General features: G+C 63.9%; 23 protein-coding genes and 1 riboswitch. Of the genes, 17 read left to right on the top strand and 6 right to left on the bottom strand.

All coding sequences use genetic code 11. The annotated features are described in order from the left end of the window. Nucleotide 1: 1 nt before the first annotated feature. Genes pqqE through U5A58_RS17000 form a run of 4 tightly spaced genes read left to right on the top strand, consistent with a single transcriptional unit; the run spans nucleotide 2 to nucleotide 3,029 of the window. Nucleotides 2–1,120 (top strand): pyrroloquinoline quinone biosynthesis protein PqqE, encoded by a 1,119-nt coding sequence (pqqE, locus tag U5A58_RS17015; RefSeq protein ID WP_321962310.1) that lies wholly within the window; start codon nucleotides 2–4, stop codon nucleotides 1,118–1,120. Between the two features lie 13 nt (nucleotides 1,121–1,133). Continuing rightward, entirely contained in the window at nucleotides 1,134–1,895 is a 762-nt protein-coding gene (locus U5A58_RS17010) for a TonB family protein (RefSeq protein WP_321962309.1), read from the top strand. A 13-nt stretch (nucleotides 1,896–1,908) separates the two neighbouring features. After that, entirely contained in the window at nucleotides 1,909–2,607 is a 699-nt protein-coding gene (locus U5A58_RS17005; RefSeq protein WP_321962308.1) for a MotA/TolQ/ExbB proton channel family protein, read from the top strand. Continuing rightward, a complete protein-coding gene (locus U5A58_RS17000; protein WP_321962307.1) occupies nucleotides 2,604–3,029 on the top strand; it encodes a biopolymer transporter ExbD in 426 nt (141 codons plus the stop codon). The genes U5A58_RS17005 and U5A58_RS17000 overlap by 4 nt, the downstream gene beginning before the upstream one ends. 14 nt (nucleotides 3,030–3,043) lie before the next feature. Here the strand turns inward: U5A58_RS17000 and U5A58_RS16995 are convergent, their stop codons facing one another. Continuing rightward, nucleotides 3,044–3,574 carry a cytochrome b gene (locus U5A58_RS16995; protein ID WP_321911921.1) on the bottom strand — a complete coding sequence of 177 codons (531 nt, stop codon included), beginning with the start codon at nucleotides 3,572–3,574 and terminating at the stop codon, nucleotides 3,044–3,046. Between the two features lie 92 nt (nucleotides 3,575–3,666). Beyond that, nucleotides 3,667–4,884: an FAD-dependent monooxygenase gene (locus tag U5A58_RS16990; protein ID WP_321962306.1), complete on the bottom strand. Its 1,218-nt coding sequence runs from the start codon at nucleotides 4,882–4,884 to the stop codon at nucleotides 3,667–3,669. A gap of 138 nt (nucleotides 4,885–5,022) precedes the next feature. On the opposite strand from U5A58_RS16990, the gene U5A58_RS16985 reads away from it, so the two are divergent. Further along, on the top strand, nucleotides 5,023–5,946 hold the full coding sequence (locus U5A58_RS16985) for a LysR family transcriptional regulator (RefSeq protein ID WP_321962305.1): 924 nt from the start codon (nucleotides 5,023–5,025) through the stop codon (nucleotides 5,944–5,946). Between the two features lie 31 nt (nucleotides 5,947–5,977). Here the strand turns inward: U5A58_RS16985 and U5A58_RS16980 are convergent, their stop codons facing one another. Both U5A58_RS16980 and zwf read right to left on the bottom strand, forming a co-directional pair. After that, on the bottom strand, nucleotides 5,978–6,817 hold the full coding sequence (locus tag U5A58_RS16980; protein ID WP_321962304.1) for an ROK family protein: 840 nt from the start codon (nucleotides 6,815–6,817) through the stop codon (nucleotides 5,978–5,980). 22 nt (nucleotides 6,818–6,839) lie between these two features. Beyond that, nucleotides 6,840–8,462 (bottom strand): glucose-6-phosphate dehydrogenase, encoded by a 1,623-nt coding sequence (zwf, locus tag U5A58_RS16975; protein ID WP_321962303.1) that lies wholly within the window; start codon nucleotides 8,460–8,462, stop codon nucleotides 6,840–6,842. 224 nt (nucleotides 8,463–8,686) lie between these two features. On the opposite strand from zwf, the gene U5A58_RS16970 reads away from it, so the two are divergent. The 4 genes from U5A58_RS16970 to U5A58_RS16955 all read left to right on the top strand — a co-directional run bounded on the left by U5A58_RS16970 (nucleotide 8,687) and on the right by U5A58_RS16955 (nucleotide 12,813). Beyond that, on the top strand, nucleotides 8,687–10,441 hold the full coding sequence (locus U5A58_RS16970; protein ID WP_321962302.1) for an IlvD/Edd family dehydratase: 1,755 nt from the start codon (nucleotides 8,687–8,689) through the stop codon (nucleotides 10,439–10,441). A gap of 106 nt (nucleotides 10,442–10,547) precedes the next feature. Further along, nucleotides 10,548–10,651, top strand: a riboswitch (SAM-I-IV-variant riboswitch). A gap of 42 nt (nucleotides 10,652–10,693) precedes the next feature. Beyond that, nucleotides 10,694–11,023 (top strand): hypothetical protein, encoded by a 330-nt coding sequence (locus U5A58_RS16965; RefSeq protein WP_321962301.1) that lies wholly within the window; start codon nucleotides 10,694–10,696, stop codon nucleotides 11,021–11,023. A gap of 54 nt (nucleotides 11,024–11,077) precedes the next feature. Further along, the gene (locus U5A58_RS16960) at nucleotides 11,078–12,046 is read left to right on the top strand and encodes an ROK family protein (RefSeq protein WP_321962300.1); all 969 of its coding nucleotides are present in this window, start codon (nucleotides 11,078–11,080) and stop codon (nucleotides 12,044–12,046) included. A gap of 86 nt (nucleotides 12,047–12,132) precedes the next feature. Further along, entirely contained in the window at nucleotides 12,133–12,813 is a 681-nt protein-coding gene (locus U5A58_RS16955; protein WP_321962299.1) for a hypothetical protein, read from the top strand. Nucleotides 12,814–12,851: 38 nt separating this feature from the next. Here the strand turns inward: U5A58_RS16955 and U5A58_RS16950 are convergent, their stop codons facing one another. Then, nucleotides 12,852–13,208 carry a hypothetical protein gene (locus U5A58_RS16950; RefSeq protein ID WP_321934764.1) on the bottom strand — a complete coding sequence of 119 codons (357 nt, stop codon included), beginning with the start codon at nucleotides 13,206–13,208 and terminating at the stop codon, nucleotides 12,852–12,854. Between the two features lie 270 nt (nucleotides 13,209–13,478). Between U5A58_RS16950 and hpnJ the strand changes: the two genes are divergently transcribed. Further along, nucleotides 13,479–14,900 (top strand): hopanoid biosynthesis associated radical SAM protein HpnJ, encoded by a 1,422-nt coding sequence (hpnJ, locus tag U5A58_RS16945; RefSeq protein ID WP_321962298.1) that lies wholly within the window; start codon nucleotides 13,479–13,481, stop codon nucleotides 14,898–14,900. Between the two features lie 154 nt (nucleotides 14,901–15,054). Here hpnJ and U5A58_RS16940 read toward each other — a convergent pair whose 3' ends face one another. Further along, the gene (locus U5A58_RS16940; protein ID WP_028204289.1) at nucleotides 15,055–15,315 is read right to left on the bottom strand and encodes a DUF1488 domain-containing protein; all 261 of its coding nucleotides are present in this window, start codon (nucleotides 15,313–15,315) and stop codon (nucleotides 15,055–15,057) included. 277 nt (nucleotides 15,316–15,592) lie between these two features. Between U5A58_RS16940 and sufB the strand changes: the two genes are divergently transcribed. The 7 genes from sufB to U5A58_RS16905 are packed head-to-tail and all read left to right on the top strand — an operon-like array spanning nucleotide 15,593 to nucleotide 21,577. Further along, nucleotides 15,593–17,041, top strand: coding sequence for a Fe-S cluster assembly protein SufB (gene sufB, locus U5A58_RS16935; protein ID WP_321962297.1), 1,449 nt, complete (start codon nucleotides 15,593–15,595; stop codon nucleotides 17,039–17,041). Between the two features lie 13 nt (nucleotides 17,042–17,054). After that, nucleotides 17,055–17,867, top strand: a complete 813-nt coding sequence (sufC, locus tag U5A58_RS16930) for a Fe-S cluster assembly ATPase SufC (RefSeq protein WP_321911893.1) — start codon at nucleotides 17,055–17,057, stop codon at nucleotides 17,865–17,867. Next, a complete protein-coding gene (gene sufD, locus U5A58_RS16925; RefSeq protein ID WP_321962296.1) occupies nucleotides 17,864–19,189 on the top strand; it encodes a Fe-S cluster assembly protein SufD in 1,326 nt (441 codons plus the stop codon). Before sufC ends, sufD begins: the two co-directional genes overlap by 4 nt. Next, a complete protein-coding gene (locus tag U5A58_RS16920; protein WP_321962295.1) occupies nucleotides 19,186–20,439 on the top strand; it encodes a cysteine desulfurase in 1,254 nt (417 codons plus the stop codon). Before sufD ends, U5A58_RS16920 begins: the two co-directional genes overlap by 4 nt. Continuing rightward, on the top strand, nucleotides 20,436–20,888 hold the full coding sequence (gene sufU / locus U5A58_RS16915) for a Fe-S cluster assembly sulfur transfer protein SufU (RefSeq protein ID WP_321911889.1): 453 nt from the start codon (nucleotides 20,436–20,438) through the stop codon (nucleotides 20,886–20,888). Before U5A58_RS16920 ends, sufU begins: the two co-directional genes overlap by 4 nt. 28 nt (nucleotides 20,889–20,916) lie before the next feature. Further along, the gene (locus U5A58_RS16910) at nucleotides 20,917–21,243 is read left to right on the top strand and encodes an SUF system Fe-S cluster assembly protein (RefSeq protein ID WP_321962294.1); all 327 of its coding nucleotides are present in this window, start codon (nucleotides 20,917–20,919) and stop codon (nucleotides 21,241–21,243) included. 1 nt (nucleotide 21,244) lies between these two features. Then, on the top strand, nucleotides 21,245–21,577 hold the full coding sequence (locus U5A58_RS16905; protein WP_321962293.1) for a non-heme iron oxygenase ferredoxin subunit: 333 nt from the start codon (nucleotides 21,245–21,247) through the stop codon (nucleotides 21,575–21,577). The last annotated feature ends 106 nt before the right edge of the window (nucleotides 21,578–21,683 follow it).

Genomic DNA, 21,683 nt, shown 5'->3' with positions numbered 1-21,683 from the left:
CATGACGACCGATACCGCTCTCCTGCCCAAGCCGCTCTGGCTGCTCGCCGAGTTGACCTATCGCTGCCCGTTGCATTGCGCGTTCTGCTACAACCCGGTGGACTTCGCGCGGCATGGCGAAGAACTCGACACCGAAGCATGGCGTGCAACCATCAGCGCCGCGCGCGAACTGGGCGCGGCACAAATCGGTTTTTCCGGCGGCGAGCCGCTGTTGCGCGACGATCTGGAAACGCTCGTCGGGCATGCACGGCAGCTTGGCTTCTATACGAACCTGATTACGTCCGGTATCGGCCTGAACGTCGAGCGTGTCGAGCGGCTCAAGGCGGCCGGGCTCGATCATATTCAGGTGTCGATGCAGGATTCCACGCGCGAACTCAACGACTTTCTGACGAACACGCGCACGTTCGAACTCAAGCGCAACGTCGCGCGGCTCGTGAAGGCGCATGGCTATCCTATGGTGCTCAACTGCGTGCTGCATCGTTTCAACCTGCCGCACATTGCACAGATCATCGACATGGCGCTCGAACTGGGCGCCGATTATCTGGAACTTGCGAACACGCAGTATTACGGCTGGGCCATGCTGAACCGCGATCAACTGATGCCCACCGCCGAGCAGCTTCGCGAAGCCGAGGAGACCGTGAACCGGTATCGCGCACGCGTCGGCGAGCGGTGTCGCATTCTGTTCGTTGTGCCCGACTACTTCGAGCAACGGCCCAAAGCATGCATGAGCGGCTGGGGGAGCGTGTTTCTCGGCGTGGCGCCAGACGGCGCAGCCTTGCCTTGTCACGCGGCGCGTTCGCTGCCGGGCCTCGTATTGCCGAACGTGCGCGACGTGCCTCTGCGAAAGATATGGTACGAGAGCGAAGCGTTCAACGCGTTTCGTGGCGACGACTGGATGCGCGAGCCCTGCCGCAGTTGCGACGAGCGTCACGCCGATCATGGCGGCTGCCGCTGTCAGGCTTACATGCTGACTGGCGATGCCGCCGCGGCAGACCCGGTGTGTGCGAAGTCGCCGCATCACGAGCGCATCGTGCAAGCCGTGCAAATCGCAAGACGGCCAACGCGCGACGACGAGCGGCCAATCGTGTTCCGCAGCAAGCAGAACTCGCTCGCGCTTTGAGTGGAGAATCGACATGGCGTCGGTCGTTGCGCGCTTCGATCGTGGTGAGGGTATGGTGTTCGCCCACCCGACGTTTGGGCGGCGCGCCGCGATCGCGGGCGTGGTCGCGGCTGTGCTTGCGCTGCATGCCGTGCTGATTGCGATAGTGCAGTGGGAGGCGCCGGTGTCACATGACGTGCGGGCGCGCATGAAGGTCGTAGACGCGGTGCTGATAGCGCCGGTGCCGTCGTTGCCGCAAAAGAGCGAAGCGCCTGCGCCAATGCCATTCCCGAGCCCGTCAATTCATGAAGCAATCCGAAATGTCGCTGCGCCGCCTGCTCGAACGCGTGTAGCGACGCGAGTGCATGCGCAAGACGTCAGCCGCACGACGCCAGCGCCAGCGGCGCCATCGGAAGCACACGCTGCGCCCGAAGCCGCGATGCCAACGGATCGTATAGCCGCGCCGCAACCGCAACCCGCACCCACGCGCGCCACCCAGGCGCCCGTCGCCGACGCGCCCCGCCACGTTGCCCACCTGGATTGCGCGCTCACGAAGCCCGACTATCCCGCGCAGTCCTTGCGCCGAGCAGAGGCGGGGACTGCCGTCATCGAACTCGATACGGCTGCGGACGGCCAAGTAGTCGCCGCGCGCATAGCGACGACCAGCGGCTACACGAGGCTTGACGAAGCGGCGCGCGCCGCGGCGCTCGCGAGCCGCTGCCAGCCGTATGTGGAGGACGGCAAGCCGGCGCCGGCAAGCGCCGACGTGCCGTTTGCGTTCACCCTCAGCGAATGAAACGGAGGACCTCATGCCAACTTATGGAATCACGCACCTGTGGGCTCAGGGCGATCCGATGACGCGCTTCGTCGCGGCGCTGCTCGCGGCGATGTCGGTCGTGTCATGGTCGGTGATCGTACTGAAGGCGTTCGAGTTCGCGCGTCTGCGCCGCCACGCAGGCGCCGCGCAAAGAAGCTTCTGGGAAAGCGGCTCGGCCGGCGATGGGATCGACTCTGTGAGCCGCCCCGGCACGCCGTTCTTCGAGTTGGCTAGCGCGGGCCAGCGCGCGCTGGCGCATCACGAGGCGAGCGGCGCCGCACACCGGGGGCGCGTCGACTTGAGCGACTGGCTGCTGCGCAGTCTCAGGGCTTCCGTGAGCGACAGTTCCGCGCGTCTTCAGCGCGGACTCGGTCTGCTTGCATCGATTGGCAGCACCGCGCCGTTTGTCGGCCTGCTGGGCACGGTGTGGGGCATCTACAACGCGCTGCTGGCACTCGGCGCGAATGGCGACGCCAGTCTCGAACATGTCGCGGGGCCGGTTGGCGAGGCGCTCGTCATGACGGCGTTCGGTCTGTGCGTGGCGATTCCGGCCGTGCTTGGCTATCACACGCTCGCGCGTATGTCGCGCGATATCGCCGCGCAGCTCAACCGCTTCGCTTACGGCTTGCACGCGCTGTTGCTCACGGGTAGCGCGCCCATGCCGACGGCAACATTGAAGGAGCGGGTATGAACGACGACCGCGACCTGGACGACGACGCGCTGCCAGGGGCTGACATCAACATGACGCCGCTGATCGACGTGATGCTCGTGCTGCTCGTCATCTTCATGGTGACGTTGCCGGTTCTGCACCATGCCACGAAGCTGGCTTTGCCGCACGCGAGCAGTCAGCGCGAGAATCTGGCCGCGCCGCACGTCGATATCGTCGTGGATGCACTCGGGCACATGAGCTGGAACGCACAGCCTGTCGAGGAGTCAGGGCTGTCTGCGCGGCTCGCTGCCGCGGCGCGGCTCACGCCGCAGCCGGAAATCCGGCTCTCGGCCGATCGCGCCACGCCGTACGAGCGTGTCGCGAAGCTGCTCTCGGCCGTGAGCGCCGCAGGACTCGCGAAGGTCGGTTTCGTGACCGAGCCGGATGTGCCGCGGCATCACTGAACGGTCAATCGGGGCTAAAGCTTCATGCGCTGCAGCACGCGATCGTTGAGCACGAAACGATGGAAGAGCGCCGCGGCCACATGCAGGCAGATGAGCCCGAACAGCACCCATGCGAGCACGCTGTGAACGTCGCCCATGGCGTGCCCGAATGACGAACCCGCAGTGGAGAGCGCAGGCAGGGGGATGGCGCCGAACAGCGTGACTTCCCACGCGCGCGACGACGCATTGATCCAACCGAGCACGGGCACCGCAATCAGCAGGGCGTAAAGGCCGAGATGGGTGAGGGCCGCCACGGCGCGCATGAACGGCGTCTGGTCGTCGGGCGGCGGACGATGGGTCGCGCGCCAGACCAAACGGCAGGCCATCGCGGCAAGGAGCGCCGTGCCGACGCCCAGATGCCACGCGATCTCGCCAACGGGGCGCGTGTCGCGGTGCACGTCGGGCATGGTCCAGCCAATCACGAACTGCGCCGCCACGAGTGCGACGACGAGCCAGTGCAAGAGACGCGCGACGAGGTCGTAGCGCGAGTCGGCGGTGAGTTGCATGGGCGCTCCTTGGGCGGAAATGGTCAGTTTAAACCGGCGATTCTAGTGCGCCGAGATTAACGGATCATTAACTGCGCAGCTTGCGCACCGCCTCAAAGCCAGGTGCCGCCCTGCCGGTCGTTCGGCTCCTGCGCCAGCGCGTCGAAATCATGGATCCAGTCCAGATGATTCAGCACGCCTGCACGCGAGCCGAGCCGGGCGTTGCGCGCCTCGGCAGCGGGGCCATCGGGCAGATGCAGCACATCCGCCGTGGTGATCGAAGCGTACTGCACCTTGCGCGTGCGGCCCCGGCGCAAGCGCTCGTAGGCCTCCTGCGCCTCGCGCCAGTTGCCGGGCCCTGCCTTCGCCAACTGGTCGGCCAATACCACGGCGTCTTCGATCGACTGGTTCGCACCCTGGCCGTGGTGCGGCACGAGCGCATGCGCGGCGTCGCCGATCAGCGTGATGCGGCCCTTGCTCCAGCGGCCAAGCGGCGGACGGTGAAAGAGGCCCCAGCGCTGGCTGATCGGCACGGCGGTGATCATCTGCACGACGGCGGGGTGCCAGTCCTTGAAAAGGCGCAGTTGCTCGCCTTCCTCGGCGGGCATGACCCACTCGCGCGACGGCCAGGGTGAAGGGTGGCGCTCCACGAGCAGGAAGTTCTGATCGCCTTGGTCGCCAATCGGATAGTGCAGCAGATGGCCGCCCGGCCCGACCCAGAACTGGATGGTCTCGGGATCGGGCAGCAGGTCCATGCGACCGGCCGGCACCACGCCGCGAAAGCCGGAGCAGCCCGAATACAGCGCGTCGTCGTAGCCCAGCATCCAGCGCCGCGTGATCGAGCGCGCGCCATCGGCGCCGATCACGAGATCGGCATCGACGCGCTCACCGTTCGCGAACGTCAGGCTCACGCGATCGGCATGCTGCGCGAGATCGACGAGCCGATGGCTGAGCTTGATGTGCTCCAGCCCGACCGCACCCGACAGCACCGCCTGCAGGTCGGCGCGATGCACGCCCCAGTACGAGCCGCCGAATTGCCCGCGATAGTCGGGCGCGCCGCGATGGTGGCCGATCACATCGCCGCTGCGTCCGTCGCGATACACGAGTCCCGGCACCTCCGCGCACACTTTTTCGAAGGCCGGGCGCAGGCCCATGCGCTCGTAAAAGCGCGTGGCGTTGGCCGAGAGCGCGACGGCCGCGCCGACTTCGCGCAGTTCGTCGGTCTGCTCGAAAAGTTGTGCGTCGATGCCGTGCTCGCGCAGCGCGAGCGCAAGCGTGAGGCCGCCAATGCCGGCGCCGACAATCGCAATCTTCAGATCACGTTGTTTCATGACTGTGTCTCCGATATTCAGATTTATGGGGTCGGCTAGCGCGGCTTCTTCACGTGCACACCGTGTCCGTATTCTCAGCAGCGGCAACTCATTGCACAATAAAATGGAGTGAATCTGCTTCATCACTGGATTGAATGAATGGAACTCGGCGATATCGACCTCAACCTGCTGCTGCTCTTTCACCGGCTCATGCGCGAGCGGCGCGTGGCGAGCGTGGCCGAGCAGATGAACATGAGCCAGCCCGGCGTGAGCAACGCGCTCGCGAAGCTGCGCCGCCTGCTGGGCGATCCGCTCTTCGTGCGCGGGCCGGGCGGCGTGGTGCCCACGCCGTTCGCGCTGCGTCTTGCGGACCCGGTCGCGCAGGCGCTCGCCACGCTGCATGGCGCGCTCAATCCCTTGACCGGCTTCGATCCGCTGCGCGCCACGCGCACCATGACGATCGGCATGACCGATATCGGCGAGGTCGTGTTTCTGCCTGCGCTGCTGGAGCGCCTCTCGCGTGCGGCGCCGGGCGTCGCGCTCAATACCGTGCGCAATACGGGCGTCAATCTCAGCGACGAAATGGCTGAAGGCCGCGTCGATCTCGCCATCGGCTTGCTGCCGCAGCTCAAGGGCGGCTTCTACCAGCGGCGCCTGTTCGATCAGCGCTATGTGTGCCTTTTCAGGCGCGGGCATCCGCTGGAGAACGCGCCGCTCACGCTCGCGGCGTGGCGCGAGGCCGAGCATCTGGTGGTGGTGTCGGCCGGCACGGGGCACGGTCAGGTCGATGAATGGCTGAAACGGCGCGGCGTGAAGCGCCAGGTGCGGCTTTCCGTGCCGCACTTCATGAGCGTGGGCTATATCCTCGAACGCACCGACCTGATCGCCACGGTGCCGGAGCGGCTTGCGCTGCAACTCGCCAAGCCGTTTTCATTGAGCCTGAGCGCGCTGCCCATGAAGCTGCCCGCGGCGCCCATTCATCTACTCTGGCACGCGCGCGTGCAGCACGACGAAGGCAACCGCTGGCTGCGCGAACTCGTGATCGAACTCTTCGCCGATGGGGGCGGGCGCGCTCGCAAATGAAGCGGCGCGCGCCTGGCCCGACGTGAGCGGGTTACCTGGTTTTGCCCGCGCGCCGTGTAGCCGCGGGCAACTGCGGCGTTTCGCGCACCGAACGCGGGTGCCACAACCGTGCGCCGCCCTCGATGCCGCGATCGTTCGGTACGGTCGCCACGTTTGGCGGCAAGTCGAACGTGAGGCGAGCCGCGTTGCCGCCGCCTATCCACAGCTTGTCGTAGTGCACGAGCGAGTCGAGAATGCCGATGATCTTCTCGACGCGCGCGTTCCAGCGCTTGTTGCCGGCCTTCTTGCGTGCGGCGTCGCCGATGTACTCGTCGTATGCTCGCTTCTTGCTGACCGGGTGGTGCGCGAGTTCGAGGTGCGGCATCAATTCGCCGTCACGGAACATGGCCGTGCCCACGCCGGTGCCGAGCGTCATCACAAATTCGAGGCCGTGCCCTTCGATGGCGGCAAGGCCCTGCATTTCCGCGTCGTTGATCATGCGCACCGAAGCGATGCCGAGGCGCTCGCCGAGCATCTGCGCGAGCGGCACGTCGTTCCAGTCATCGAGCCCGAGATGCGGCGCCGTAATCACATGATTGTTGCGCACGAAACCAGGAAAGCCGATCGAAACGCGCGTTGAGGGATAGTGCTTGATGAGCGGGTCGACGAGCGTCGCAAGCGTTTCGACCAGCAAGGCGGGCGGGCACGGATGCGGCGTCGCCACGCGCACGCGCTCCGTGCGCATGGTGCCGTTTGCGCCGACGATCGCGGCCTTCAGGCCCGTTCCGCCTATGTCGATGGCGAGAATATTTTCGATTTTCTGCGAGGCGCGCTTCGCGCTTGCCGTGCTTTTCACCGCGCTTTTCTTGACCGCTTTTTCGATTTTGGCCATACGTTCTCCTTGGTTTTCTGGTTCACTTCTTTTTCGTTTGTGGCTGCTCGAGCGCGCGCCATGCGCGGCCGTCGCGCGCGAGCAGCGCATCGGCTTGCGCCGGCCCCTCGCTGCCCGCCGCGTAGTCGTACACGGGGAGCGCGGCGTCGAGTTCCGGATGCAACACGCCGTCCACCGCCGACCATGCCGCTTCGATGGCGTCGGCGCGTTGAAAGAGCGTCTGGTCGCCGAGCATGCAATCGTAAAGCAGCGTTTCGTAGCCGACGTTGGCGTGCTCCGCGAAGAAGTCGTCGTAATCGAACGACGAATGCACCGGGCCGATCTGCACGACCGGCCCCGGCGTTTTCACGTTGAAGTCGAAGCTCGTGCCATGCGACGGATCGATACGCAGTGTCAGCACGTTGGGCGTGAGCGCATCGACCGGTGTGTCGCGAAAGAGCAGAAACGGCACGCTCTTTAGCTGCACCGAGATCTCCGTGCGCCGCGCAGCCAGCCGTTTGCCGGTACGCAGATAAAACGGCACGCCCGCCCAGCGCCAATTGTCGATCTGCACGCGCGCGGCCGCATAGGTCTCCGTGCGGCTGTCTTTCGCCACGTTCGGCTCGTCGCGGTAATCCACGCCTGCCGGGCCTTTTGCGTATTGTCCGAACACCACGTCGTCGGGCGTGAGCGGCTTGAGCGCCTCGAAGATTTCAGCCTTCTTGTTGCGCACCGCTTCGGCGTCGAACGAATTGGGCGGTTCCATGGCGACCATGCCGAGCAGCTGAAAGAGGTGATTGGGCACCATGTCGCGAAACGCGCCGGTCTGCTCGTAGAACTTGCCGCGGCCCTCCACGCCGATCACTTCCGAAGCCGTGATCTGCACGCTGTCGATGTACTCGCGCCGCCACACGGGCTCGAACATCGCATTGGCGAAACGCAGCGCGAGTATGCTCTGCACCGTGTCCTTGCCGAGGAAATGGTCAATACGATAGACCTGCGATTCTTGCGCGAAATTCAGCACGTGCTGGTTCAGGTCGCGCGCCGAAGCGAGATCGGCGCCGAAGGGCTTTTCGATCACGACGCGGCGGAACGCGCCGTTGCTGTCGTTGCCCTCGTCGAGCAAACCGGCCTTGCCGAGGCGCTCGATAATCGGCTTGAAGAAGCGCGCGCCCACCGCAAGATAGAACACGGCGCTGCCGTGAGACTTGCCGTTCAGTTGCTGCGCGAGCCGCTGATACGCGCTGTCGTCCTCGAATTCGCCCGCCATATAGGTGAGGCGCTGCGCGACCCAGTCCCACGCCTTGTCGTCGAGCTTGCCGGCGTGGAAGGTGCTAGCCTTGTCGGCGGCGAATTTTTGCAATGCGGCGTGCAGATCGTCGCACCACGCCTGGGTTTCGCGCTCGCCGTGATTCACGCCGATGATCCGCATGCCGTCGTCGAGCAGCCGGTCGACGGCGAGGTTGTAAAGCGCCGGCATCAACAGGCGCTGGGTCAGATCGCCGCCCGCGCCGAAGATCACGAGCGTGCAGGGCGGCGCAGGATGCTTGCCGGCAGGCGAGGCGGGGGCCACCGGTGCGCCCTGCGCATGCGCGGGCACTTTTGCGCTGGGAGCCGTGCGGGAAGCCTCGCTGGAAGCATCGGGTTGGGTCTGTTTCGTCGACATGATTTCGCTTCAATGGGCCGAAAGGATCACACCAAGCAAATCCGGTACCTCGACTGACCGAGTGTGCGCGCATTCGGTTCAATCTGCTATGGAAGGTGATTTGTAATATCGTGCGCGAAGGGCGCACTGTGCACCTTGCGCGTTGCACGATTCGCAGTACGCTTACCGGCGACGGCGCTTTGCCCGCGTTTTGACCCATTTGAACCGACCCGAGGCTCGTGGCTATGTCCGAAAAGAACTCACCGAATGAAAAGGATTCCCCTGATCCCGAGGGCATGCGCGGCGGACTGACCCACTACGGCGACACAGGCTTCTCGCTATTCCTGCGTAAGGCTTTCATCAAGGGGGCCGGATATACCGACGACGCGCTGCAGCGTCCTGTCATCGGCATCACCAATACGGGCAGCGCGTACAACCCTTGCCATGGCAACGTGCCTCAGCTGCTCGAGGCGCTCAAGCGCGGCATTCTGCTGGCGGGCGGCTTGCCGATGGAATTCCCGACCATCTCAATCCACGAGAGCTTTTCGCAGCCAACGAGCATGTTCATGCGAAACCTCATGTCGATGGATACGGAGGAGATGATTCGCGCGCAGCCCATGGACGCGGTCGTGCTCATCGGCGGCTGCGACAAGACGGTGCCCGCGCAACTGATGGGCGCCGTATCGGCGGGCATTCCCGCCATTCAGCTCATTACCGGGTCGATGGTGACGGGCGCGCACCGCGGCGAACGCGTTGGCGCGTGCACGGATTGCCGCCGCTATTGGGGCAAGTTTCGCGCGGGCGAAGTCACGGCGGAGGAGGTCGCCGAGGTGAATGACCGCCTCGTGCCGAGCGTCGGCACCTGTGCTGTCATGGGCACGGCCAGCACGATGGCCTGCGTGGCGGAAGCCATGGGCATGACGATGCCGGGCGGCGCTTCACCTCCGGCCGTCACGTCGGACCGCATGCGCGTGGCCGAGCAGACCGGCGCACAGGCCGTGGAGATGGCGAGGCGGCGGCTCTCGATCGATCAGGTGCTCAGTGCCGAGTCGATCGAGAACGGCTTGCGGGTGCTGCTGGCCATTGGCGGTTCGACGAACGGCATCGTGCATCTTGCCGCCATTGCCGGACGCCTTGGCTTAGACATCGATCTGGATGCGGTGGACCGTATGGGCCGCGAAACGCCGGTGCTGCTGAACCTGAAGCCTTCCGGCGAGCATTACATGGAGGATTTTCATCGCGCTGGCGGCATGGCCACACTGCTTCATGAACTGAAGCCCTTGCTGCATCTCGACGCCATGACCGTGACGGGCCGCACGCTGGGCGAGGAAATGGAGCGCGCCGGGCCGCGTTTCGCGCAAGACGTGGTGAAGCCACTCAGCGCGCCCATTTATCCGCAAGGGGGGCTTGCCGTCCTGCGCGGCAACCTTGCCCCGGGCGGCGCGATCATCAAACAATCGGCGGCTTCGGCGGCGCTGATGGAGCACGAGGGCCGCGCGGTCGTGTTCGAAGACGCCGGCGATATGGCGAACCGCATCGACTCCGACGACCTCGACGTGCACGCCGACGACATCATCGTCCTCAAGCGGATTGGTCCGAAAGGCGCGCCGGGCATGCCCGAGGCCGGCTATATTCCGATCCCGAAGAAACTCGCGCGCGCCGGGGTGAAAGACATGGTGCGGATTTCGGACGGACGGATGAGCGGCACGGCATTCGGGACGATCGTGCTGCACGTTACGCCGGAAGCCGCCATCGGCGGCCCGCTTGCGCATGTGCGTAACGGCGACCGCATCCGCTTGAGCGTGGCCAACCGCGAGATCGCCTTGCTCGTGGACGACGAAGAACTGCGGCGCCGGGCGCAGGCGAATCCGGTTGCCGTGCCCACGGCGGCCCGCGGTTATCACAAGCTGTTTCTCGACACCGTGACCCAGGCGGACAAGGGCGCCGACTTCGATTTCCTCAGGGCGACCGAGTCGCGAGGCGCCGTCCCAAGGAAGTAGCTTGCGGGGCCGGAAAGCCGGGCACGACGGCGCTCGAGGTGCGCTTCTTGCCCGGAACCTTATTTCCGGTATAATGAAAGCTCGTTCGGAATATCGAACACAAGAAGCAAAGCATCCAGAGTCGGAGTGACCGACGCCAACCTGCCCTCCCGGGCAAGGTGGAAGCCCTCGAGGCGATGCGGCCGATTAACGGCAACGAAGCGGGAGCAGCGTAGCTGGCACCGGTTCGATCAACCTTCATCCGGAGTCACTATGCGTCAAGATATCCCCGCCGCTTCGTCCTCTTCGTCCTCGGTCTGTGAGGACTTTTCGCACTGTCTTCCTGGCTTCACGCTCACGCATACCGTTCATCTCGTTTCCGGTCTGGATCTCGGCGTCGTTTCGACAGCCGCAGACGTGCTCGACGGCGAACAGGTGGTCGTCGACCGTTGGGCGGTGACCCGCTGCGGCGACGTGCTCGAGCAGAAGATCGTATTTGGAGAGATGACCGAAAGGCGCGCGGTGCGGCTGCGCGAACAACTCGCGGCCGTCGACGGCGTATTGCGTGCCAAGATAGAGCATCATTTCGTGCGCGCCCGCTGAAACCTCAGGCTGGCGTCGCATAGACACGCACGGGCACGCATAGAGGAGCCAGGGGTGCCAGACACCAGCGCAGAACAAAAGCAAAACTCAGGCGTCTTCGTCGCGGACATCGGCGGTTCTTACGTCAGGCTCGGTGTATCGGAGAGCCCGGGCAGCGTGCGCCTGCTCGAAAGCGTGCCAACGCCCGTCGACAGCTGGGAGGCGTTTGGCGCGACGCTTCAATCTCTCGCAGACCGTCATATTGGCGAGAACCGCTCGCCACTCGTGATCTCGATGGCCGGCGCGATCGATCCCGCAAGCGGGGTGATCTGCTCGTCCAACGTCCCATGCGTTTCGGGTCGCGTGCTCGGCGCGGAGTTGACCTCGCGGCTTCAGCGGCGCGTACGCATTGCCAACGACGCTCACTGCCTCGCATTGGCGGAGGCCGTCGAGGGTGCGGGGGCGGGCCACGATGTCGTGTTTTGCGTGGTCCTCGGCTCCGGCGTCGGCGGCGCGCTCGTGGTGGGCGGCCGCGTAGTCGGCCGCGCGAGCGGTATATCGGGCGAGTGGGGCCACGGGCTGCCTGTGAGCACGCACGTCGACTTCAACGGCACCGGCCACGCGGAGCCAGTGAGTGCCTTGCGTTGCGGTTGCGGCCGCATGGGCTGCGTCGACACCATCGGCGGGGCACGCGGCATGGAACGGCTCAACGCGCTCCTGAACAACGAACAGAAAGACAGCCACACCATTCTCGACGACTGGCAGCAAGGCCGCGATCGCGCGCAGCGCACGGTATCGGCTTGGCTCGCCCTGGTATCGGAGCCGCTCGCTGCTGTCATCAACATTACCGGCGCTTCGATCGTGCCGGCTTGCGGCGGACTTTCCAATGTGTCCCCACTCATCGATGCGCTGGATGCCGCAGTGCGCAAGCGCACGCTGCGGGAGTTTCGCGAGCGCGTGGTCGTGCCCGGCACGTTCCGGCACGACGGCGGCCTGATTGGCGCGGCCATTATCGCGAGGCAGGACGACCTTCGCGAGCGGTAATGCGCCGGGAAACGCACACACAGGAAAAAAGGGCTCCCGACGCCTAAACTGATCTATGAAGCCGAACGGCTTTCGGGGTGAGCATCATGAAAGGGCGTGAATTGTGCAGACTCCTGCTCGTGCTCGTGGCGCTATGCATCAGCGCTGGGGCGAGCGCGGGTAGAGGCGGCGGCGGGTGGTACCACGGCGGCGGCGGCTGGGGCGGCGGCGGCGGTGGTGGTGGTGGTTACGGTGGAAGCTGGGGCGGCAACGGCGGCATGAACCACGGCAGCGGCTGGAGCGGCGGCTACCACGGCGGCTATAACGGCGGCGGGTGGAATCACGGCGGTTATTACCATGGCGGCTATCGCCACGGCTACGGCTGGTATCACGGCGGCTACTATCACGGCTGGTATGGCTGCTGCGGGTCGGTGGGCGTCGGCTTCTACTTCGGCCCCGGTTTCATCTACGGCTATCCGTTCTATCCGTACTACTATCCGACGTACATAGGCAGCGTCTATTACCCCTACGTTTCCGGCGACTTCTCGCAGCCCACGCAGTGGATCGAGCAGGGGCAAGGCCAGGTACAGCAAGAGCCTCAGTACGGCGGCCCCGCTATGTACGATCAAAACGAGCAGTATGGGCAAGGCGGCGGCCAGGGCGGGCAGGGTGACGAGGCCCCGTATGGCGTCTGGTACTACTGCGTGGCGTCGCAGACTTATTACCCGTACGTGCGAACCTGCGCCGGCGGCTGGCAGCAGGTCCCCGCGCGTCCACCGGACAGTTGAATGGCGAAACGGCATCCCAACGCGTGGCGCGCCAGTCCTCAAGTAACAAGCGTATAAGGGTCCGCTTCCAGCGTGACGCCCGCGCCGCGAATCACCTGCAGGTACGTGAACGTGTCGCCCACGGCAGCACTGGCCTGCTCGGCGAGACTGCGTACGTTCGCCGACTTTTCGGCGCTCGCCATCATGGCTTCGAGTGCGTCGGCATGCACGAACCCGTGTGCTGCCGCCGCACTGAGAACCGCATCCAGAACACGCCGGGCTGCTGCCCGGGCTTCGCTTGAAGCGAGCGGGGCGCGGTACGCGAGAAAGCCCGCCATCAGCAGGAATTCGGCCGGGCTGATATGGTGGCCGTTGCCAACCGGCACGCCTTCTGTCATGTCGTGATATCGCGACATACATCGCCTCCCGCTTTGGAGTGCTGTGAATGCTGCTACGGATGCCCCAAAAATATAGTACAGAAAGCATCGCTCATGCCGACGAATGCGGCGTTCACCGGGCGCCAAACTTTTTTCAACTGGGTATTTCGATAAGCGGGTGCGGGCTTTTTTTCGCCATGCCGCGAAGGTAAGTCGTAGTATTCTTGACCCGGGCAAAGCAGCTATCCAGCAAGTGTCATGCTTTTGTAGGCTTCGAGGCAAAGTCACGATTTTTCTCCGAGGACATTCATGAAAACGCTGTTTCTGCAGGCACCTTCGTATGAGGGCTTCGATGGCGGCGCTGGCTCACGTTTCCAAACAAAGCGCGAGATCCGGTCGTTCTGGTATCCAACGTGGCTGGTTCAGCCGGCCGCGCTCGTCGAAGGCAGCCGCGTAGTCGATGCACCCGCAGACGAGCTTTCACTGGAAACGACCCTGGATATCGCTCAGGAATACGAACTGGTTATCATTCACACGAGTTCGCCTTCTTTCCAGAGCGACGTGCAGTTTGCCGAGCACTTGAAGCGCCGCAAGAGCACGATTCTCATTGGCATGATCGGCGCGAAAGTGGCGGTCGATCCGCAGGGTTCGCTTACCGCGAGTGATGCGCTCGATTTCGTCTGCCGGGAGGAATTCGACTTCACGTGCCGCGAAATTGCACAGGGTCTTCCGTTCGAATCGATTCTGGGCCTCAGCTATCGCCTGCCCGACGGCGGGATCACGCACAACGAAGCCCGGCCGATACTCGAAGACATGGACCAGCTTCCATTCGTCTCGCCAATCTACAAGCGCGACCTCACGCCCGACCACTATTTCAGCGGCTATCTCAAGCATCCGTATCTGTCGCTCTACACGGGGCGCGGCTGCAAATCCCGTTGCACGTTCTGCCTCTGGCCGCATACGGTCGGGGGGCACCGTTACCGCACGCGTTCGGTCGAGCATGTGCTGGAAGAAGTGAAATGGATTCGCGACAACATGCCCGAAATCAAGGAGATCATGTTCGACGACGACACGTTCACGGATCTGCGGCCGCGCGCCGAGGAGATTGCGCGCGGGCTTGGCAAGCTAGGCGTGACGTGGTCGTGCAATGCCAAGGCGAACGTGCCGTACTCGACGCTGAAGGTGATGAAGGACAACGGGTTGCGGCTCCTGCTCGTGGGCTACGAATCCGGCGACGACAAGATTCTCGTGAACGTCAAAAAAGGCTTGCGTACCGATATGGCGCGCCAGTTCAGCGAGGATTGCCGCAAGCTCGGTATCAAGATCCACGGGACGTTCATCCTCGGTCTGCCGGGCGAGACGCACGAGACGATCCAGAAGACCATTCAGTATGCAAAAGAGATCAATCCCCATACCATTCAGGTGTCGCTCGCCGCGCCGTATCCGGGCACGGTGCTTCACAAGCAGGCCGTTGAAAATGGGTGGCTGAACGATACCAAGGTCATCACGCTCATTAATTCCACAGGTACGCAGGCTTCGACGATCGGCTATCCACACCTTTCGCGCGAAGAGATCTACCTTGGCGTCGAGGAGTTCTATAAGCGTTTCTATTTCCGGCCATCGAAGATCTGGGAAATCGTGCGCGAGATGCTGGTGAGTTGGGAGATGATGAAGCGGCGCCTGCAGGAAGGCGCGGAGTTCTTCCGGTATCTCCGGGCGCGCAAGGTCTGAGGAAGCCACGATTAAAAAAACGCCCGGAATTCCGGGCGTTTTTTTATCGCTGACCTTTCAGGGTTGCATTTGGGGAGGTATCGAGGCCTGCGGGAAGCAGGCCGATTGGGCTGATGATTCGCACCCTGTTGCGATTCCACTTGCACCAGCGCGATTACTCCAGATCGCGCGTTTCCAGCTCCACGGACTGGCCCCCGTTTTTCTCCAGCGCGTGTCGCGCGGCCAGTTCGATGCTCGGGCGGTTCGCTTCGAACGCGCTCAGTAGTGCATGCGCCGATGTTCCGGTATTGCCAAAGCGATCGTTCAGCGCGTCGAGCGACACGCTGCACCATACCGGGCGATTGTCCACGTTGGCTTCGAACGCGACGCGTGCGGCAGCCACGGCGTGACGGCGACTCGTGAATTCGATTCTCATCCTGGTCCTCCGTGAGTTTCACTGTTACAGGGTAGAACCTGGCGCGGCCAATGTTGAGTTCTTTTTGCGGCTATTTCGGTTGAGCGCCGCTGGCGGGCGGCTTCACCATCGGCGGGACGGGTAGATACGTCGTCATTTCACTCTTGCGAGCAGGGTCTTTCGCATCGGGCGTGCCGGCGTCGCGCTCGCTGCGCCGCGGTTAAACCCCGGCCATGCCAGGGTTTTGACAGCGGTTCTAGAATGAGGTCATGAGTGTACAGGAGACCGTAATAACGTCATGGATACACAAGCGAAAACGTTCGAGGAATTGCTGCGGCGGGAATATCGGCATGGGTTCGTTTCGGACGTGCAGTCGGATACGTTGCCGCGCGGCTTGTCAGAGGACGTGATCCGCCTTATCTCGGCGCGCAAGCAGGAGCCGGGCTTCATGCTCGAATGGCGGCTCGCTGCCTACCGGCATTGGCTCACGATGACCGAGCCGCATTGGGCGAGCATCGAACACCCGCCGATCGACTTCCAGGACATCGCCTATTATTCGGCGCCGCTCACGCAGGCAAACCGGCCCAAGAGCCTCGACGAAGTCGATCCGGAACTCCTTCGCACCTACGAAAAGCTCGGCGTGCCGCTCCAGGAGCGCGAAATGCTCGCGGGCGTGGCGGTGGACGCGGTATTCGACAGCGTGTCCGTCGCCACGACGTTTCGCCGGCAGTTAGGCGAGCTTGGCATCGTGTTCTGTTCGTTCTCGGAAGCGGCGCGTGAGCATCCGGACCTCGTGCGCCGGTATCTCGGCTCGGTCGTGCCGTACACCGACAATTTCTTCGCAACGCTCAACTCCGCGGTATTCAGCGACGGTTCGTTTTGCTATATCCCGCCGGGCGTGCGCTGCCCGATGGAGTTGTCCACGTACTTCCGCATCAACGCACGCAACACGGGCCAGTTCGAGCGCACGCTCATCGTGGCCGACAAGGGCGCTTACGTGAGCTACCTGGAAGGCTGCACGGCGCCGATGCGCGACGAAAACCAGCTGCACGCCGCCGTGGTCGAACTCGTTGCCCTGGAGGGCGCGCAAATCCGCTATTCGACGGTGCAGAACTGGTATCCGGGCGACGCGCAGGGACGCGGCGGCATCTACAACTTCGTGACGAAGCGCGGCGACTGCCGCGAGGCCAACGCCAGGATTTCGTGGACGCAAGTCGAAACGGGGTCCGCCATTACGTGGAAATATCCGAGCGTCATTTTGCAGGGCGACAACTCGATCGGAGAGTTCTATTCGGCGGCGCTCACCAACCACTATCAGCAGGCCGATACCGGCACGAAGATGGTTCATATCGGGCGCAATACGCGCAGCACGATTCTCTCGAAGGGGATTTCGGCTGGCCGCGGCAAGAACGCGTATCGCGGGCTCGTGAAAATGGCGCGCTCGGCCGAGAACGCCCGCAATTACACCCAGTGCGATTCGCTCCTGCTCGGTGATCGATGCAGCGCGTTCACGTTTCCGTATATCGAGGTGAAAAATCCGAGCGCGAAGGTCGAACACGAAGCCTCGACGTCGCGCATTGGCGAAGACCAGCTGTTCTATTGCCGGCAGCGCGGGCTCACCGAGGAGGACGCGGTGTCGATGATCGTCAACGGTTTTTGCAGGGACGTTCTCAAGGAATTGCCGATGGAGTTCGCCGTGGAAGCGCAAAAGCTTCTGGGCGTGAGCCTGGAAGGCAGCGTAGGTTGAGAGGGAGAGCAGTATGCTGGAAGTTCGCAATCTGAATGTCGAAGTCGAAAGCAAGCCGATTTTGCGCGGTGTGGATTTGCGCGTGAACGCGGGCGAGGTTCACGCGATCATGGGGCCGAACGGCTCCGGCAAAAGCACGCTCGCCCACGTGCTGGCGGGGCGCGAGCAATACGTGGTCACGGGGGGCAGCGTGCAGTACGACGGCTGCGACCTGCTCGCGCTCGCGCCCGACGAACGTGCGCGGCGCGGGCTCTTTCTCGCGTTCCAGTATCCGGTGGAGATACCGGGCGTGAGCAATATCTATCTGCTCAAGGCCGCGCTCAACGCGCAGCGCAAACAACGGGGCGAAGCGGAACTCGACGCCATGGACTTTCTCGCGCTGGTGAAAGAGAAGATGGCGGCGATGGAGATGAAGGAAGCGCTTTTGTACAGGGGCGTGAACGAAGGGTTTTCGGGCGGCGAGAAAAAGCGCAATGAGGTGCTGCAAATGACGGTGCTGGAGCCGCGCCTCGCCATTCTCGACGAGACCGACTCCGGGCTCGATATCGACGCGCTGCAGCTCGTCGCTCGCGGTGTGAACCAGATGCGCAGCGCGGAGCGGGCGATCGTGCTGGTGACGCACTACCAGCGCCTGCTCGACTACATCGTGCCGGACCACGTGCACGTGCTTGCGCAGGGCCGTATCGTGCGATCGGGTTCGCATGAGCTTGCACTCGAACTGGAGCGCAAGGGCTACGGCTGGCTCGGCGAGCCGGATAGCGACGAACCGGCAGGTGGGCCGGGCGCCGGCCCGCAACACACGGCTGCCGCCAGGGAGCAACGATGAGCGAATCAACGCGCGAGCATTACCGCGACGCTTTCCGCACGATGGCGGGAACGCTGGCGGGCGTCGAGCTGCCCTGGCTGCGCAAGGCAAGGCGGCACGCGTTCGACCGGTTCGAAATCCTCGGCTTTCCCGGCACGCAGCTCGAAGCGTGGAAGTACACCAATGTCATGTCCATTGCGAAGCCGCATTGGCATTTCATGCCTTCGGACGGCGAGCAAACGGATTATGCGCGCCTGATCGACGACCTCGTGCCCGCCGATGCTGGCGGCCGTATCGTGTTCGTGAACGGCCGCCACGCGCCGAAGCTCTCGTACCTGCCGCCTTTGCCGGAAGGCGCATTCGTTGGCACGCTTGCCCAGGCAATACGAAGGATTCCTGAGCGGATAGAGTCGATCATGGCGCGCCGCGCGCCGGAGGACGGCTTCGCGGCGCTCAACGGCGCATTTCGAAGCGACGGCTATGTGGTCGTGCTGCCGCCAAGCTGCGTGCTGGACTGGCCGCTGCACGTGTTGTTCTTCAGCAGCGAGGCCGCGCTCGCCATGCATCCATTCAACGCCGTGGTGGCGGAGCGCGGTGCGCGATGTTCGATTGTCGAGCAGTTCGCTGGCATTACCGACGAAGCGTATTTCGTCAATACCGCCACGGAGATCGTCGCCGACGAAGAGGCCGACATTCAGCATTGCCGTATCCAGCAGGAGGCGCGCACAGCGTTTCACATCGCACACGTAGGCGTTTCGCAGCGGCGCGCCAGCCACTTCACCTCGCACTCGTTCGCGTTCGGCGGGGCGTTGTCGCGCACACAGATCGATACTCGCCTCGACGCGGAAGACGCCCAGGTCGATCTGAACGGCCTGTATTTCGTGAGCGCCAGGCAGCACGTGGATCATCACACGCGCATCGACCATGAGATGCCGCGCGGCACGAGCCGCGAATACTATCGCGGCGTACTCGACGGCGCTTCGCATGCCGTGTTCGACGGCCGCGTGATCGTGCATCAGGACGCGCAGCAGACCAACGCACACCAGGGAAACGACAACCTGCTGCTCTCGCGCAACGCCGAGATCGACACGAAGCCGCAACTGGAGATTCACGCCGACGACGTGAAGTGCACGCACGGCGCGACGGTCGGCCAACTCGACGAGAACCCGCTCTTCTACCTGCGCTCGCGCGGTATTGACGAGCGCATGGCGCGTGCGCTGCTCGTGTGGTCGTTCGCACGCGTGAGCGTGGATCGCGTGGAAAGCGCTGCGCTGCGCAGCCGGCTCACGCAACAACTGCTCGCGCGCTTGCCCGGTGGCGAATATCTGCGGGGACTGTCATGAATCTACTCGAACCGGTGAGTATTCCCGACGCCGAAACGGTCATGGGTTGGCGTCGCGACTTTCCGATTCTGCGCGAAAGCGTGCATGGCAAGCCGCTCGTGTATCTCGACAACGCCGCGACCACGCAGAAGCCCGCGAGCGTGATCGCCGCCGAGCAGGCCTATTACGAACATGACAACGCCAACGTGCATCGCGGCGTGCATGCGCTGTCGCAGCGTGCAACCGACGCCTACGAGGGCGCTCGCGCACGCATTGCGCGTTTCCTGCATGCGGCGCACGAGAACGAGATCGTGTACACGCGCGGCACGACGGAAGCGATCAATCTGGTGGCGCAAAGCTACGCGCGGCCGCGACTTCTGCCCGGTGACGAAGTGCTCATCACCGCGATGGAGCATCACTCGAACATCGTGCCGTGGCAACTCGTCTGTGCGCAAACGGGCGCGCTGCTGAAGGTGGCGCCGATCGACGACGACGGCACGCTCGACCTCGACGCATACGAACGCCTCATCGGCGCACGCACGCGTATGGTGGCCGTTGCGCACGCGTCGAACGCGTTGGGAACCGTGAATCCGGTTGCGCGGATGATCGAGCTTGCGCATGCGCGCGGCGTCCCGGTGCTGGTCGACGGCGCGCAGGCGATCGCGCACCTTCCCGTGGACGTGGCCGCGCTCGGTTGCGACTTCTATGCATTCTCGGGGCACAAGATCTATGGCCCCACCGGCATTGGCGCGCTGTATGCAAAATCTGCGTTGCTCGAGGCCATGCCGCCGTGGCAGGGCGGTGGCGACATGATCCGCTCCGTGACGTTCGAGAAGACCGAGTACAACGTGATTCCGTGGCGCTTTGAAGCGGGCACGCCGAATATCGCCGGCGCGATCGGGCTGGCGGCGGCGCTCGACTACGTGAGCGCGATTGGGCTGGAAGTGGCGCAGCGGCACGAGGCTGATCTGCTCGCTTATGCAGACGCTGCCCTGCGTAACATGCCCAACGTGAGAATGATTGGAACTGCGAAGGAAAAGCTTGGCATTCTCTCATTCGTGATGGAAAACGCGCATGCCCACGACGTCGGCACAATACTCGATCATTGTGGCGTGGCGGTGCGTACCGGTCATCATTGTGCGATGCCGGTGATGGAGCGCTATGGCGTGCCGGCCACGGTGCGCGCTTCGTTTGCGCTGTACAACACGCGCTCTGAAGTCGACGCGCTGCTGCACGGCCTCGCGCGCGTAGAAGAGGTATTCCCGTTATGAGCGACCTGCGCGACCTGTACCAGGAAACGATCTTCGACCACTACAGGCGGCCGCGGAACTGTCACGCCGTGACCGGTGCCACGCATCGCGCCGAGGGGTACAACCCGTTGTGCGGCGACCGCGTGACGTTGTATTTGCGTATCGAGGACGGAGTCGTCAAGGACGCGGGCTTCGAGGGCGCGGGGTGCGCGATCGCAACGGCTTCGGCTTCGTTGATGACGGAGGCGCTCAAGGGCCGCACGCAAGCGGAGGTCGAAGCACTGTTCGAACGCTTTCACACAATGGCGACGGCGCCTTCGGACCGGCCGGTCTCGATCGAAGGGCTCGGTAAGCTCGCCGTACTCGCGGGCGTGCGCGAATTTCCGGCGCGCATCAAATGCGCGACGCTCGCGTGGCACACGCTGCACGCCGCGCTGCGCGACGAACGCGGCACCGTTTCAACCGAGTGAGGCAATGCGCGCCCGGAGGCCAATGACGATGAATACGCAAGCAGCGAGCAACGACCTGCGCGAACGCGTGATCGACGCGCTGCGCTCGGTGTTCGATCCGGAGATACCGGTCAACATCTACGATCTGGGGCTCGTTTATCAACTTGACGTGGACGCCGAAGCGGGCCGCGTGACGATACACATGACGCTGACCGCGCCCGGTTGCCCGGTGGCGCAAACCTTCCCGGGCACGGTCGAAGATTGCGTGAACGACGTAGAAGGCGTGAGCGAGACGCATGTGGAACTGGTCTGGGAGCCGCCGTGGACAAGAGCGCGCATGTCCGAGGCGGCGCTCCTGCAACTGGGGATGCTTTGACATGGCCGATTGGGTGGACGTGACGCCATACAGCGAATTTCAACCGGGTTCCGTGCGCAGCGTCGACGTGGACGGCACGCCGGTCGCCGTATTCAATCTCGAAGGAACCTGCTATGCGATCGAGGACACCTGTCCGCACGATGGCGGCGTGCTCACGGGCGGCGACGTGGAAGGCGACGAGGTGATCTGCCCGCGGCATGGCGCGCGCTTTTGCATCAAGACGGGAAAAGTGCTCGCGCCGCCCGCGTATGAGGATGTCGTGGTGTTCGCGGTGCGTGTGGAAGCGGGCATGGTGCAGGTGCGGGATACACGCTGGGACGAGGGCTTTTCCTGAATGCGCATGCCACCCAGGCGCCTCACGCGCAGTGGTCAGCGGCATAATGGATGCGCGGATTGGTGCAAGGGTGTGTCGTACCGTGCGCGCCGATCTTCGCGCTCTG

The sequence above is a fragment of the Paraburkholderia sp. J7 genome (assembly GCF_905220155.1).
Lineage (GTDB): Bacteria > Pseudomonadota > Gammaproteobacteria > Burkholderiales > Burkholderiaceae > Paraburkholderia.
The sequence above is the reverse complement of the archived record's forward strand: the minus strand, read 5'-3'. Positions and strand labels throughout refer to the sequence as shown.

Excerpts from the sequence above, each read along its gene's own strand:
- U5A58_RS16940 (WP_028204289.1), bottom strand. The coding sequence starts at position 15,315 with ATGAGAATCGAATTCACGAGTCGCCGTCACGCCGTGGCTGCCGCACGC.
- sufU (WP_321911889.1), top strand. The coding sequence starts at position 20,436 with ATGAGCGACCTGCGCGACCTGTACCAGGAAACGATCTTCGACCACTAC.
- U5A58_RS16970 (WP_321962302.1), top strand. The coding sequence starts at position 8,687 with ATGTCCGAAAAGAACTCACCGAATGAAAAGGATTCCCCTGATCCCGAG.
- U5A58_RS16920 (WP_321962295.1), top strand. The coding sequence starts at position 19,186 with ATGAATCTACTCGAACCGGTGAGTATTCCCGACGCCGAAACGGTCATG.
- hpnJ (WP_321962298.1), top strand. The coding sequence starts at position 13,479 with ATGAAAACGCTGTTTCTGCAGGCACCTTCGTATGAGGGCTTCGATGGC.
- sufD (WP_321962296.1), top strand. The coding sequence starts at position 17,864 with ATGAGCGAATCAACGCGCGAGCATTACCGCGACGCTTTCCGCACGATG.
- U5A58_RS16980 (WP_321962304.1), bottom strand. The coding sequence starts at position 6,817 with ATGGCCAAAATCGAAAAAGCGGTCAAGAAAAGCGCGGTGAAAAGCACG.
- U5A58_RS16955 (WP_321962299.1), top strand. The coding sequence starts at position 12,133 with ATGAAAGGGCGTGAATTGTGCAGACTCCTGCTCGTGCTCGTGGCGCTA.
- sufB (WP_321962297.1), top strand. The coding sequence starts at position 15,593 with ATGGATACACAAGCGAAAACGTTCGAGGAATTGCTGCGGCGGGAATAT.
- sufC (WP_321911893.1), top strand. The coding sequence starts at position 17,055 with ATGCTGGAAGTTCGCAATCTGAATGTCGAAGTCGAAAGCAAGCCGATT.
- U5A58_RS17010 (WP_321962309.1), top strand. The coding sequence starts at position 1,134 with ATGGCGTCGGTCGTTGCGCGCTTCGATCGTGGTGAGGGTATGGTGTTC.
- U5A58_RS16905 (WP_321962293.1), top strand. The coding sequence starts at position 21,245 with ATGGCCGATTGGGTGGACGTGACGCCATACAGCGAATTTCAACCGGGT.
- U5A58_RS16910 (WP_321962294.1), top strand. The coding sequence starts at position 20,917 with ATGAATACGCAAGCAGCGAGCAACGACCTGCGCGAACGCGTGATCGAC.
- U5A58_RS17000 (WP_321962307.1), top strand. The coding sequence starts at position 2,604 with ATGAACGACGACCGCGACCTGGACGACGACGCGCTGCCAGGGGCTGAC.
- pqqE (WP_321962310.1), top strand. The coding sequence starts at position 2 with ATGACGACCGATACCGCTCTCCTGCCCAAGCCGCTCTGGCTGCTCGCC.
- U5A58_RS16965 (WP_321962301.1), top strand. The coding sequence starts at position 10,694 with ATGCGTCAAGATATCCCCGCCGCTTCGTCCTCTTCGTCCTCGGTCTGT.
- zwf (WP_321962303.1), bottom strand. The coding sequence starts at position 8,462 with ATGTCGACGAAACAGACCCAACCCGATGCTTCCAGCGAGGCTTCCCGC.
- U5A58_RS16995 (WP_321911921.1), bottom strand. The coding sequence starts at position 3,574 with ATGCAACTCACCGCCGACTCGCGCTACGACCTCGTCGCGCGTCTCTTG.
- U5A58_RS16985 (WP_321962305.1), top strand. The coding sequence starts at position 5,023 with ATGGAACTCGGCGATATCGACCTCAACCTGCTGCTGCTCTTTCACCGG.
- U5A58_RS16990 (WP_321962306.1), bottom strand. The coding sequence starts at position 4,884 with ATGAAACAACGTGATCTGAAGATTGCGATTGTCGGCGCCGGCATTGGC.
- U5A58_RS17005 (WP_321962308.1), top strand. The coding sequence starts at position 1,909 with ATGCCAACTTATGGAATCACGCACCTGTGGGCTCAGGGCGATCCGATG.
- U5A58_RS16950 (WP_321934764.1), bottom strand. The coding sequence starts at position 13,208 with ATGTCGCGATATCACGACATGACAGAAGGCGTGCCGGTTGGCAACGGC.